Source organism: Pseudomonas asiatica (assembly GCF_040214835.1).
Taxonomy (GTDB): domain Bacteria; phylum Pseudomonadota; class Gammaproteobacteria; order Pseudomonadales; family Pseudomonadaceae; genus Aquipseudomonas; species Aquipseudomonas putida_Z.
The window spans coordinates 703,412-716,466 of the sequence record NZ_CP157874.1; the positions used below are offsets into that span (position 1 = coordinate 703,412).

Genomic DNA, 13,055 nt, shown 5'->3' on the forward strand with positions numbered 1-13,055 from the left:
GGTAAATCGGCTTTAGAGCCGCGTGGGAGCCCAGGTTTTTCGTCAGGTCGGTTGGCCGTTTACGTCATCTGTTATCCAGCATCGCAAAAACCGTTGGGTGGTGCTTGGTAGCGCAGGGTCAAGCGTTCTGTGCGCTTGGCCCTGCTTCATAAATGCCATGGCTATGTGCGATTGCCCAAGCTATCCGTGCTAACCGGTTCGCCAAGGCACACACAACCACATTCGGGTGATGACGAGTCAGCAACACTCTCACCCAGTCAGCCAATCGCCCAGATTGCTTATCCAGGTGGTTGATGAAGGTATGGCTGCACTGCACCAGTAGCCGTCGCTGATTGCGATCACCGCGTTTGCTGATACCCAGCAAGCGCGGTTTCCCGCCGGTGGTCAGCTGCTTGGGCACCAGGCCTATCGAGGCCGAATAGTCACGTCCTCGTTTGAACTGCTTACCGTCACCTAATTCTGCAGCCAGGGCGCTGGAGGTGATCGGTCCAATACACGGTATGGTCATCAAACGGGTTGCCAGATCATCTCCAGCGACCTGGCTCTCCAGCTCTTTGGTGAGTGCCTTGACCTGTTCGTCGAGGTAGTTGAAGTGCGCATGAAACTGTTCGAAAAGGCGAATGACCGAGCCAGGAGCATGAAGTTTTTCCAAGGTTTCCGGTAACTCTCTGACCGACTTGAAGGTTGGCGCCAGGCTAACGCCCCACTCAAGCAGGAATGCATGGATTCGATTGACCGTCGCTGTGCGGTCCCGAATGAAAGCTTCACGGGTCATGTTGAGCATGCTCAGCGCTTGCTGGGCTTCGCTTTTGATTGCAACAAATCGCATCGCCGAACGACTGGCTGCTTCACCAATGGCTTCGGCGTCGGTGTAGTCGTTCTTGTTACTTTTGACATAAGGTCGTACATGCTGCGCGGCAATCAATTTGGGTTGATGACCACAGCTGGCTGCGAATCGAGCCATGAAATGAGCGCCTCCACAGGCCTCCATGGCCAAGGTGCAGGGTGGTAGTTGAGCGATGTAGGAAAAAACCTTGCTGCGAGAAATCTTGCTACGGAACAGGTACTGACCACGGCTATCCTGGCCGTGGAAATGGAAACAATTTTTGCCTAGATCCAAGCTGGTAAGAGCAAGATTCTGAGTATTCATAACGGCGATCTCCAGTTAGATCCCCCAGTGAAAGCTTAAGCTTTCACTGGGGAGTCCTGGGAGGACCATTTCATTAGGTACATCACAGGTTTCGAAAACCGTGCGATCCCTGTGGGAGCGGGTTTACCCGCGAAAGGGCCGGAGAGGCCAGTAGACATTTCAGCCGGTAATCGGTGCCTGCAAGTGCCGGCTAGGGTAATGCTGCTCATACACCTTGCACACCCGCAGCACCTGCTCATCGGCAAAGCGCCCGGCCACCACCTGCAGCCCCACCGGCAACCCCTCGCGGGTGAACCCGCACGGCACCGAAGCCGCCGGCTGCTGGGTCAGGTTGAAGGGATAGCTGAACGGCGTCCATTCCATCCACTGCGTCATCCCCGACCCCGGCGGCACATTGTGCCCGGCCTCGAATGCCACCAGCGGTAGCATCGGCGATACCAGCACGTCATGGCGCTGGTGGAAGGCATTCATCTTCGCGATCAACTCTGCCCGTGCCTCCAGGGCCTGGGTGTATTCGGCCAGACTGATTCGCGCTCCCTGTTCGGCGATCCAGCGCAGCCCTGGGTCAAGCAGCGCTCGCTGTTCATCGCTGAACGCACTCGCCAACCGCGCCGCCCCGGCAAACCACAGGGTATTGAACGTCTCCAGCGGGTCACCGAACCCTGGGTCGACTTCCTCAACCTGTGCGCCCAGCCGTGCCAGGCGCTGCACGGCCTGGGCCACCAGTGCCTGGACCTGCGGGTCGACCTGCACGTAACCGAAGTTGGCACTGTAGGCGATGCGCAGGCCGCTCAGGTCCTGTTCCTGGCCCAGCCACGGCGCCTGCCTGGGTGCGCCGGCCAACCCGTCACGGGCATCGGGGCGGGCGACGCAGTCGAGCATCAGTACCGAATCGTCGACGGTGCGCGTCATCGGCCCCAGGTGCGACAGCACGGTCATGGCACTGGCCGGCCATTGTGGTACGTAGCCGAAGGTCGGCTTGATGCCGAAGGTGCCGGTAAAGGCGCAAGGGATGCGAATAGAGCCGCCGGCATCGCTGCCCTGGTGCAGCACGCCCAGGTTCAGCGCGGCTGCCGCCGCGGCGCCACCGGACGAGCCGCCGGCGGTCAGCCGGGTATCCCAGGGGTTGCGGGTGATGCCGTACAGCGGGTTGTCGGTCACCCCCTTCCAACCGAACTCCGGCGTGGTGGTCTTGCCCACCAACACAGCGCCGGCTTCGCGCATGAAGGCCGTGAAGGGCGCATCGACTTCCCACGGGCCTGCGCCCGAGGTAGTGCGCGAGCCCTTGCGTGTGGGCATGCCCCGGGTCAGGGTCAGGTCCTTGATCGAGGCGGGTACGCCATCCAGCCGGCCGCAGGGCTCGCCACGCTGCCAGCGCTGTTCGCTGGCGCGGGCGGCGGCGCGGGCACCTTCGCCGTCGACATGGCAATAGGCGTTGACCGCCGGGTTGTGCAGGTCGATGCGCGCCAGCACATCGTCGATCACCTCGACCGGTGACAGTTGGCGGCGCTGGTACAACTCGAGCAGTTCGACGGCGGTGAACTCGCCAATCGCGGTTTTCTGGGTCATCTCAACGGGCTCCCGGGTTGGCGGCCTGGAACATGGCGCGCAGCAGCACGTCGCAGCCATCGGCCAGGTCCTGTGGCGCGGCATTTTCGATTTCGTTGTGGCTGATGCCGCCCTCGCAAGGCACGAAGATCATCCCGGCCGGGCCCAGTTCGGCGAGGAAGATCGCGTCGTGGCCGGCGCCGCTGACGATATCCATGTGGCTCAGGCCCAGCTCCCGCGCGCCTTGGCGCACGGCGTCCACGCACTGCTCGGCGAAGTACAGCGGCGGGAAGTCGGCGGTTGGCGTCAGCTCGAAACTCAACCCGTGTCTTGCCGTGCTGGTTTCAATGGCCGCGCGTACTTCGCTGACCATGGCGGCGAGGTGCTCGGGGTCGAGGTGGCGCAGGTCGATGGTGATCTGCACCTGGCCGGGGATGACATTGCGCGAGCCCGGGTGCAGGTTCAGGCAGCCGACGGTGCCGCAGGCATGCGGTTGGTGGGCGTGCGCCACGCGGTTGACCGCAGCCACCACCTCGGCGGCACCGACCAGGGCATCCTTGCGCAGGTGCATCGGGGTGGGGCCGGCATGGGCCTCGACGCCGGTCAGTACCAGGTCGAACCATTTCTGCCCCAGGCAGCCCTGGACCACGCCAATGGTGGTGCGCTGGTCTTCCAGCACCGGGCCTTGTTCGATATGGGCTTCGAAGTAGGCGCCGACGGCATGCCCGGTGGGCACGCGCGGGCCGGCGTAACCGATGCGCTGGAGTTCCGCGCCTACCGACAGGCCCTGATCGTCGACCTTGGCCAGGGTCTCCTGCAGGCCGAACTTACCGGCGAACACCCCCGAGCCCATCATGCACGGCGGGAAGCGCGAGCCTTCCTCGTTGGTCCATACCACCACTTCCAGCGGGGCCTCGGTGGTCAGGTCCAGGTCGTTCAGGGTGCGCAGCACCTCGAGGCCGGCCATGACCCCGTAGCAGCCGTCGAACTTACCGCCGGTGGGTTGGGTGTCGATGTGGCTGCCGGTCATCACTGGTGGCAGGGCCGGGTTGCGCCCCGGGCGGCGGGCGAAGATGTTGCCGATGGCGTCGATGCTGACCGTGCAGCCAGCGTCTTCGCACCAGCGCACGAACAGGTCGCGGGCCTGGCGGTCGAGGTCGGTCAGGGCCAGGCGGCATACGCCACCCTTGGCGGTGGCGCCGAGCCGGGCCAGGTCCATCAGCGATTGCCAGAGGCGATCGCGGTTGACCAGCGGGCCTTGGTCGAGCAGGTGCTGCGAGGGATCGATGCGGGTGTTCATGGTTCATCTCTCCTGAAATGACTGGGTTGCTTGTACTGGCCTCTTCGCGGGTGAACCCGCTCCCACAGGGACATCACTGCCTTCAGGTCTGCGGGCCCCTACCACCAGGACGACGCGTTCACTGTGGGAGCGGGTTTACCCGCGAAGAGGCCAGTACAGGTAAACGAGGCCTGTATCAGGCGCTAAGGGCCAGGTAACGGTTCTTGATGCTCGGGTCCTCGCGGAACTGCGCCGCACTGCCCTGGTAGGCGACGCGGCCCTGTTCCAGCACGTAGTGGCGGTCAGCGAGGGCGTCGCAGACCATCAGGTTCTGTTCCACCAGCAGGATCGACAGGCCTTCGTCCTTGATCCGCCGCAGAATCCTCACCAGTTCGTCGACGATCACCGGGGCCAGGCCTTCGGTGGGCTCGTCGAGGATCAGCAGCTTGGGGCCGTTGAGCAGGGCGCGGGCGATGGCCAGCATCTGCTGCTCGCCGCCGGACAGGGCGAAACCGCCGTTGCGGCGCCGTTCCTTCAGCCGCGGGAACATGCTGTACACGTCTTCCAGCTGCCAGCGGCTGTCCTTGCGAACGGCAATCCTCAGGTTCTCCTCCACGCTGAGCTGGCGAAAGATGCCGCGGTGCTCCGGCACCAGGGCAATGCCGAGCCGGGCGATATCGAAGATTTCGCGGCCGACCAGCTGCTGGCCGTTGAAGCTGATCTGCCCTTGCCGTGGGCGGACGATGCCGAGGATGCTGCGCAGGGTGGTGGTCTTGCCGGCGCCGTTGCGCCCCAGCAGGGTCACCAGTTCGCCAGCCTCGACCTTGAGCGAGACGCCTTCGAGCACATGGCTCTTGTCGTAGTAGGAGTGGATCGAATCGACATTGAGCATCAGGCGGCCTCTCCAAGGTAGGCGGTGCGGACACGCTCGTCGTTGCGCACCTGTTCAGGGGTACCCTCGACCAGGATCTGGCCGTGGCTCATCACCGTGATGCGCTGGCTGATCGACATGACGATGCTCATGTTGTGCTCGATCAGCAGCACGGTGTGGTCGCGGCCGAGGTCGCTGATCAAGTCGGTCATCACCGGGATGTCGTCGATGCCCATGCCCGAAGTGGGTTCGTCGAGCATCAGCAGGGTGGGTTTGGCGCAGATCGACATGCCCACCTCCAGCACCCGTTGCTGGCCGTGCGACAGCTCGCCGGCCAGGGTCTCGGCGCGGGCGGCAAGCTTCAGGCGCTCCAGCACCTGGTCGGCGGTGTCCCAGTGGCTGCGCTTGTGCTCGACGCTGCGCCAGAAGTTCAGCGCACCCAGGCCATCGCGGCCCTGGGCGGCCAGGCGCAGGTTCTCGCGCACCGACAGGTTCTGGAACAGGCTGGTGAGCTGGAACGAACGGGCCATGCCCAGCGCCACGCGCCCGTGGGACGGCTTGTGGATGATGTCCTGGCCGTTGAACAGGATCTTGCCCGCGGTGGCCTGGCGCTCGCCGGTCAGGCAGTGGAACAGGCTGGTCTTGCCGGCGCCGTTGGGGCCGATGATGGTGTGGATGGAGCCGGCGCGAACCTTGAGGTCGACACCCGCAACCGCCTTGAACGGCCCGTAGGCCAGCTCCAGCTGGCGGGTTTCCAGGAGGTAGTCGCTCATCACAGAGTCTCCTTGGTCTTGGCCTGGGGTTTGTCATTGGCATTGCGGTTAGCCAGCAGGCGCTTGCCCAGTTCTGCCAGGCCGCCCCACAAGCCGCCACGCATGAACACCACCACCAGGATCAGGATCACCCCCAGCAGCATCAGCCAGCGCGGCCACAGCTCCGACAGCACGTCGCCCAGCAGCACGATGGCGCCGGCCCCCAGCAGCGAGCCGAACAGCGAGCCGGTGCCACCGACGATGGTCATGATCAGGATGTTCTCGCTCATCATCAGGTCGATGTTCGACAGCGGCGCAAAGTGCAGTAGCATGGCGTACAGCGCCCCGGCGATACCGGTGATGGCGCCCGACAGCATGAACACCAGGATCTTGAAGTGGCGGGTGTCGTAGCCGATGGCTGCGGCGCGGGTCTCGTTTTCGCGGATGGCCAGCAGGGTGCTGCCGAATGGCGAACGGATCACCCGCAGGGCGCCGGCAAAGATCAGCAGGAACAGCACCGCGACGAACACATAGAAGTGCCGTGGGTCGGCCAGGTCGACCAGCACATGGCCGGCGATTTCGATGTTGGGCCGGGGCACATCGAGCAGGCCGTTGTCACCGCCGGTCCAGCCGCTGAGGGTGTAGGCCAGGAAGTATGCCATCTGGCTGAAGGCCAGGGTCAGCATGACGAAGTAGATACCCGTGCGGCGGATCGCCAAGGCGCCTACCAGCAGCGCCAGGAAGGCACCGAACACGGCTGCGCCAAGCAGCGCGGCGAACATGCCCCACTGCAGGTGGATCATCAGCAGCGCCGCGCCATAGGCGCCTACGCCAAAGAAGATGCCCTGGCCGAACGACAGCAGGCCGGTGTAGCCGAGCAGCAGGTTGCAGGCCAGCGCCGCCAGGGCAAAGATCAGGATCTCGGTGGCCAGGGTGGCCGATGGCAGCAGCAGCGGCAGCGCCACCAGGCTGGCGACCACCAGCAACAGCAGGGCCGGGGCGCGGCCCTTGGCGACTGGCAATGGGTTTTTCTCGCTCATCTCAGGCTCTCCCGAACAGGCCATAGGGACGGACCAGGATCACTGCGGCCATGGCACCGTAGATCATCAGGCTGGCGCCTTGCGGCCAGAGGCTGGTCATCATGCTTTGCACCACACCCACCAGCAGGCCGCCGACCAGGGCGCCGCCGAACGAGCCCATGCCGCCGATCACCACCACCACGAAGGCGATGCCAAGGATTTCCGGGCCGACGAAGGGCTGGGCGCCACGCAGCGGTGCGAACAGCACGCCCGCCACGCCGGCCAGGCCCACCCCCAGGGCGAAGGTCAGGGAGAACAGGCGGAAGATGTTGGTGCCCAGCAGCGACACGGTTTCGGTGCTTTCGCTGCCGGCCCGCACCAGGGCGCCGAAGCGGGTGCGCTCCAGCAGCAGCCACAGGCCAAGGCCGATCAGCGCGGCGAAGCCGATCAGGAACAGCCGGTAGTAGGGGTAGATGAAGTCACCGACGATCAGCACCCCGCGCAGCTCCGGCGGCACGGCGATGTTCTTGCCCACCGGGCCCCAGATCAGTACCGAGGCTTCCTGGATGATCAGCGCAATACCGAGGGTGACGAGGATCTGGAAGGTGTGCGGCAGGTGGTAGATGCGTTTGATCAGAAGACGCTCGACCGCCCAGGCCAGCGCCGCCACCACCAGCGGTGCTATCAGCAGGGCCAGCCAGAAGTTGCCGGTAATGGCCACGGCGGTGTAGCACAGGTAGGCGCCCAGCAAGAAGAACGCGCCGTGGGCGAAGTTGACGAAGTTGAGCAGGCCGAAAATGATCGTCAGGCCCACGGCGATGAGAAAGTAGATCATCCCCAGGCCCAGGCCGTTGAGCAGTTGGAACAGGTACAAATCGAGCATGAGCGTGCCCTCGACAGCGCGCGATGCGGCTGCCTGTACGAGTGTTTGTGACTGACGCCGCGGCTTCAGGCCAGGGCGCAACCGGTGTGGTCGACTTCGACGAACGAGCGGCCCGAGCTGATGACTTCGGCCAGGTCGTCCTCGTCGCGCATCTGCCCCTGGGGCTTGCCGCGCAGCAGGTAGTAATCCTTGAGCACCTGGTGGTCGCCCGGGCGGATCAGTTCTTCGCCGGTCGGGCCCTGGAAGCGCATGCCCTGCAATGCCGCGGACACGGCGGCGCCATCCAGGCTGCCGGCCTTGATGATGGCTTCGAGCATGACCTTGGTGCCGATGTAGTCGGCCGCCAGCGGGTAGTTGGGGTTGATGCCATAGGCCTTGCGGGTGGCAGCGACCAGCTGCTTGTTCAGTGGGGTATCGACCTGGTGCCAGTACTGCGCGCCCAGGTACACGCCTTCGAGCACGTCGCTGCCCAGCTCCTGGAACTGGTCGAGCCCGGCGGACCACACAATCAGCACTTTCATGCGCTCCTTGATGCCGAAGTTCACTGCCTGGCGCAGGGCGTTGGACGCCTGGCTGCCGAAGTTGAGCAGCACCAGCACGTCGGGCTTGGCGGCGATGGCGTTGGTCAGGTAGCCGGAAAACTCCTGCTCCTGCAGCGAGTGGTAGCTGTTGCCGATGTGTTCCACACCGAGCTCGGCGAACACCTTGCGGGCGTTGTCCAGCAGGGCATCGCCGAACACGTATTGCGGCGTGATGGTGTACCAGCGCTTGGCCTGTGGCAGCTGGCGGATCATCGGCACCAGCGTTTCGCGGATGGCGCCGTAGGTGGGCACCGACCAGCGGAAGGTCGAGGCATTGCAGTCCTTGCCGGTGATTTCGTCAGCGCCGACCGGGGTCATGAACACGCCGCCGGCCTTGTGGATTTCCTTCGACACCGCCAGTGCCGAGGACGACAGGGTGCAGCCCTGGAAGAAGCGAGCGCCATCCTGGCCGATGGCTTCCTGCACCTTGCGCACCGCCTTGCCGGCGTTGCCTTCGGTGTCGATGACCTTGTACTTGAGCGGGTGGCCGAGCAGTTGCGGGTATTCGGCGATGGCCAGGCGTGAACCCATGTCGGCGTACTTGCCGTAGCTGGCGAAGGCGCCAGACATGGACTTGAGCCCATAGAAGGTCAATGGTTGCTCGGCGAATGCCCGGTGCGCCCCCAAGGGGAGGCTACCTAAGGCACCCAGGGCAAGGCCTGCCTTGAGCAGGGTACGTCTTTGCATGAGTAACTCCTTGGTTGTGGTTATTAGGCAGGAGTGGCAATGACAAAGCGGGTACGGCCGGGCCTGTGTGCAGGCCTCTTTCCAGGCGGATCAGTGGTGGTGTTCGAACTCCAGCAGGAAGTTGCGGGCAACCTCGCCTTCCAGCGCGGTCATGTGGTGTTCGGCGTCGCACATGTGTTCGTGCATCAGCCGGCGTACGGCAGGCTCGTCGCTGGCGCGCAGGGCGGTCAGCAATTGCTTGTGGTAGGCGATGTTGGCAGCGGCGAACTGCTGGCGCTTGGGCAGGTAGGCCTTTTTCAGCACCACCAGGTCGCGCAGCAGGTCGTTGAGGAACACCGCCATGAAACGCAGCAACGGGTTGGGGCAGCGGTCGGCCAGCAGGGTGTGGAATTCCAGCTCCGCCAGGCGCTGTTCGCGCTGGCCTTCCTCGCTGTCTTCCGGTGCGCTGCAGAAATCGATGTTGGCCTGCAGCGCGGCGTAGTCGGCTTCGCTCAGCTTGCCCATTACCGATACCGCCAGCTCCACCTCGATGACCTTGCGCAACTGGTACACCTGTTCGCCGTCCAGGTGCTGGAAGTGCAGGTAGTTGCGCAGCGCGCGGCTGGCAGGTTCGGTGCCCACTTCATTGAGGTAGGCGCCGCCGCTCGGGCCTGTGCGGGTGCTGACCAGGCCCTCGACCTCCAGGGCCTTGAGCGCTTCGCGGGCGGTTCCCTTGGAGCACTCGAAATGCTCCATCAACTCACGCTCGGTGGGCAGGCGGTCGCCGGGGTGCAGCGCTTCGGTGACGATCGAGCGCTTGACCGATTCGACGATCACATCGGACAGCTTCTGGCGCTTGCGTTTGGGTTTGAGCATTTCGCTATTTTTCATATTTATGCGGATAAATAGGATTTAGCGAGTTTTGCCGGGGTGGGTCAATGCTGGTGGCGGGGGAGGGGTCGCAAATGGTGCGAAAGGGTCGGGGAGGGATAAGTGATGTTGGGATTCACCGCACAACCTGTGGGAGCGGGTTTACCCGCGAATGCTGCAGTGAAGCTACCGACGCATTCGCGGGTGAACCCGCTCCCACAGGGTACTTGTTCAGTTCTGGCGGCCTGGGCCCTGTTGCAGGTGCGCCTGGCTGCAATACCACTCGGTGCCCTGCTGCAGCGCCCGGTCATTGGGCAGGTGCACGCCGCAATGGGCGCAGCGCACCATCTTCAGCGGCGCATCCAGCTTCGCCTCGGGGTGCGACTGTTGGCTGGCTTTGAACTTGCGCCACAGCCAGAACGCGGCGGCGATCAGGGCGATCCAGAAAAGTAGGCGAACCATGGTGTCCAGCTTGTCGGTTGAAGAAGCCGACAGTCTAGGACGCGGCCAATAAAAAAGGGAGGCCCAAGGCCTCCCTTTCATGTACCGCTGCGTATCAGTCGAACAGACCAAAGGTCATGTAGCTGAACCAGGAGCGGTCTTTCTCGGCTTCCTTCGGCCCTTCCGGCACGATCGGGTCACCGTTTTCGTCAGTTGGCAGCAACTCACGTGGCATCTCGTCACGTGCGTCCTGGAACTGCTTGACCACGTCCTGGTTGGCGCGGGTTTCACCCGGCGGCAGCGGGGTTTCGGTTTCGATCAGGCCCAAGGTCGCCTTGGACAGCCAGCCGCGGCCGTCAGACTCGGTCTGCTTTGGCTGGAACTCGCCATCTGCCAGGCTCGGGTGGTCCGGGTAGTTGAGCTTGAGGGTTTCCAGGCTGGTGGCGGCCAGTTCGTCCAGGTGCATCTTCTGGTACGCCTCGACCATCACCGCCAAGCCGTCGCCGACCGATGGGGTTTCCTGGAAGTTCTCCACCACGTAGCGGCCACGGTTGGCGGCGGCTACATAGGCCTGGCGGCTCAGGTAGTAGTCGGCCACGTGGATTTCGTACGAGGCCAGCAGGTTGCGCAGGTAGATCATGCGCTGCTTGGCGTCGGGCGCGTAGCGGCTGTTGGGGAAGCGGCTGGTCAGCTGGGCGAACTCGTTGTACGAGTCGCGGGCAGCACCCGGGTCACGCTTGGTCATGTCCAGCGGCAGGAAGCGCGCCACCAGGCCACGGTCCTGGTCGAACGAGGTCAGGCCCTTGAGGTAGTAGGCATAGTCGACGTTCGGGTGCTGCGGGTGCAGGCGGATGAAGCGCTCGGCAGCCGACTTGGCAGCCTCGGGCTCGGAGTTCTTGTAGTTGGCGTAGATCAGCTCGAGCTGCGCCTGGTCGGCATAGCGGCCGAACGGGTAGCGCGACTCCAGGGCCTTGAGCTTGTTCACGGCGCTGGTGTAGCTGGAGTTGTCCAGGTCAGCTTGCGCCTGCTGATACAGCTCGGCCTCGCTGAGGTTCTCGTCAATCACTTCTTTATTGGAGGAACAGGCCGCGGTGAGCCCGAGGATGGCGATCAGCAGCAGGTGTTTCACTTGCATGGCGGCTTGCGTCCCTTTGACGGCCGCTGTCTTGGGCGGTGCCGTCCTGTTATGATGAGCGCCCCGGCCAACCCCGGGACAAAAGAAGTCGTATTTAACCACAAGCTCGCAGCCGAAACCAAAGGCTGTGCGCCCGCCGAATCGAGCATGTCCGAGATCATTCAACTTAGCGCAGAGGTCCCGTCCGAACTGGGCGGTCAACGCCTCGACCAGGTCGCCGCCCAATTGTTCGCCGAGTACTCGCGTTCCCGGCTGACTTCGTGGATCAAAGAAGGCCGCCTGACGGTCGATGGTGCCGTGGTGCGCCCTCGAGACCTCGTCTATGGTGGCTCGCAACTTGTCCTGGAGGCCGAGCAAGAGGCCCAGGGCGAGTGGGTCGCCGAAGATATCGAGCTGGATATCGTCTACGAAGACGACCATATCATGGTGATCAACAAGCCTGCCGGGCTGGTTGTGCACCCGGCCGCCGGGCATGCCAGCGGGACTTTGCTCAATGCACTGCTGCACCACGTGCCTGACATCGTCAACGTACCGCGCGCCGGTATCGTCCACCGCCTGGACAAGGACACCACCGGTCTGATGGTGGTGGCCAAGACCTTGCAGGCGCAGACCCGGCTGGTCGAGCAGATGCAGGCGCGCAAGGTCAGCCGCATCTACGAGTGCATCGTGATTGGCGTGGTCACTGCCGGCGGCAAGATCGATGCCCCGATCGGCCGCCACGGCGGCATGCGCCAGCGCATGGCGGTCACCGACGGCGGCAAGCCGGCGGTCAGCCACTACCGTGTACTCAAGCGCTTCCGCTCGCACACCCACGTGCGGGTCAAGCTGGAAACCGGCCGTACCCACCAGATTCGCGTGCACATGGCTCACGTTGGCTTCCCGTTGGTCGGCGACCAGACCTACGGCGGGCGCTTCCGCATTCCGCCGGCAGCCAGCCCGACCATGGTCGAGGCGGTGAAAACCTTCCCGCGCCAGGCACTGCATGCGCGCTTCCTGGCATTGGCCCACCCGATTACCGGTGAAGTCATGAAGTGGGAATCGCCGCTGCCGGATGACTTCGTCTGGTTGCTGTCGCTGCTGAACCAGGACCGCGAGAGCTTTGTCGGATGAGTGGCCTGACGCAGTCGCTGCTGTTCCCCGACTGGCCGGCCCCGGCCTCGGTGCGCGCCTGTGTCACCACCCGCCAGGGCGGCATCAGCCTGCCGCCCTATGAAACCTTCAACCTTGGCGACCATGTAGGGGACGACCCTGCCGCGGTGGCCGAGAACCGTCGTCGCCTGAGCGACGAATTCGCCATCCAGCCGGCCTGGCTCAAGCAGGTGCATGGGCTGGTGGTGGCGGATGCCGACCCGGCCGTGGTGGCCGAGGCCGACGCCAGCTGGACCGACCAGCCTGGCATTGCCTGCACCGTGATGACTGCCGATTGCCTGCCTGCGCTGTTCTGCGACCGGGCCGGTACCCGCGTGGCCGCGGCGCATGCTGGCTGGCGCGGGCTTGCCGGTGGTGTGCTGGAGGCCACCTTGGATCGCCTGGCACTGCCGCCCGAAGAGGTGCTGGTGTGGTTGGGGCCGGCGATTGGCCCGCAGGCGTTCGAAGTGGGGCTGGAGGTGCGTGATGCCTTTACGGCTGTGCACCCGGAAGCGGCCAGGGCCTTTGTCGATGGTGCCCGGCCGGGCAAGTTGATGGCCGACATCTATGAGCTGGCGCGTATTCGTTTGGCGGCGCGTGGGGTGACTGCCGTTCATGGCGGTGGCTTGTGCACGGTCAGCGATGAGCGGTTCTTCTCCTATCGCCGTACCCCGCAGGGTGGGCGCTTTGCTTCCCTGGTGTGGCTGGAGCCGCGCTAGCCTGCACCGGCCT

At 64.3% G+C, this 13,055-nt stretch carries 13 protein-coding genes; 2 read left to right on the forward strand and 11 right to left on the reverse strand.

The window, feature by feature from the left end:
- Nucleotides 1–118: 118 nt before the first annotated feature.
- From ABNP31_RS03190 to ABNP31_RS03240, 11 genes are all read right to left on the reverse strand, one after another.
- Nucleotides 119–1,150, reverse strand: a complete 1,032-nt coding sequence (locus ABNP31_RS03190) for an IS110 family transposase (protein ID WP_085693505.1) — start codon at nt 1,148–1,150, stop codon at nt 119–121.
- Between the two features lie 159 nt (nt 1,151–1,309).
- Nucleotides 1,310–2,719 carry an amidase gene (locus tag ABNP31_RS03195; protein ID WP_350012984.1) on the reverse strand — a complete coding sequence of 470 codons (1,410 nt, stop codon included), beginning with the start codon at nt 2,717–2,719 and terminating at the stop codon, nt 1,310–1,312.
- A 1-nt stretch (nt 2,720) separates the two neighbouring features.
- Entirely contained in the window at nt 2,721–3,998 is a 1,278-nt protein-coding gene (locus ABNP31_RS03200) for a Zn-dependent hydrolase (RefSeq protein WP_350012985.1), read from the reverse strand.
- Between the two features lie 175 nt (nt 3,999–4,173).
- Nucleotides 4,174–4,869: an ABC transporter ATP-binding protein gene (locus tag ABNP31_RS03205; RefSeq protein ID WP_047934069.1), complete on the reverse strand. Its 696-nt coding sequence runs from the start codon at nt 4,867–4,869 to the stop codon at nt 4,174–4,176.
- Nucleotides 4,869–5,621: an ABC transporter ATP-binding protein gene (locus ABNP31_RS03210; RefSeq protein ID WP_085665713.1), complete on the reverse strand. Its 753-nt coding sequence runs from the start codon at nt 5,619–5,621 to the stop codon at nt 4,869–4,871. Before ABNP31_RS03210 ends, ABNP31_RS03205 begins: the two co-directional genes overlap by 1 nt.
- Nucleotides 5,621–6,640, reverse strand: a complete 1,020-nt coding sequence (locus ABNP31_RS03215) for a branched-chain amino acid ABC transporter permease (protein WP_039614951.1) — start codon at nt 6,638–6,640, stop codon at nt 5,621–5,623. The genes ABNP31_RS03210 and ABNP31_RS03215 overlap by 1 nt, the downstream gene beginning before the upstream one ends.
- 1 nt (nt 6,641) lies before the next feature.
- Complete coding sequence (locus ABNP31_RS03220) at nt 6,642–7,502, reverse strand: branched-chain amino acid ABC transporter permease (protein ID WP_039614952.1); 861 nt, start codon at nt 7,500–7,502, stop codon at nt 6,642–6,644.
- A gap of 65 nt (nt 7,503–7,567) precedes the next feature.
- The gene (locus tag ABNP31_RS03225) at nt 7,568–8,770 is read right to left on the reverse strand and encodes an ABC transporter substrate-binding protein (RefSeq protein ID WP_085665712.1); all 1,203 of its coding nucleotides are present in this window, start codon (nt 8,768–8,770) and stop codon (nt 7,568–7,570) included.
- Nucleotides 8,771–8,860: 90 nt separating this feature from the next.
- Nucleotides 8,861–9,625: a FadR/GntR family transcriptional regulator gene (locus ABNP31_RS03230; RefSeq protein WP_047934916.1), complete on the reverse strand. Its 765-nt coding sequence runs from the start codon at nt 9,623–9,625 to the stop codon at nt 8,861–8,863.
- Between the two features lie 225 nt (nt 9,626–9,850).
- Entirely contained in the window at nt 9,851–10,081 is a 231-nt protein-coding gene (locus ABNP31_RS03235; protein WP_085665711.1) for a PP0621 family protein, read from the reverse strand.
- A 94-nt stretch (nt 10,082–10,175) separates the two neighbouring features.
- Nucleotides 10,176–11,195: an outer membrane protein assembly factor BamD gene (locus ABNP31_RS03240; protein ID WP_025337604.1), complete on the reverse strand. Its 1,020-nt coding sequence runs from the start codon at nt 11,193–11,195 to the stop codon at nt 10,176–10,178.
- 147 nt (nt 11,196–11,342) lie between these two features.
- On the opposite strand from ABNP31_RS03240, the gene rluD reads away from it, so the two are divergent.
- Nucleotides 11,343–12,305, forward strand: coding sequence for a 23S rRNA pseudouridine(1911/1915/1917) synthase RluD (rluD, locus tag ABNP31_RS03245; RefSeq protein ID WP_025337605.1), 963 nt, complete (start codon nt 11,343–11,345; stop codon nt 12,303–12,305).
- Nucleotides 12,302–13,042, forward strand: a complete 741-nt coding sequence (gene pgeF, locus ABNP31_RS03250; protein ID WP_085665710.1) for a peptidoglycan editing factor PgeF — start codon at nt 12,302–12,304, stop codon at nt 13,040–13,042. The genes rluD and pgeF overlap by 4 nt, the downstream gene beginning before the upstream one ends.
- Nucleotides 13,043–13,055 lie beyond the last annotated feature (13 nt).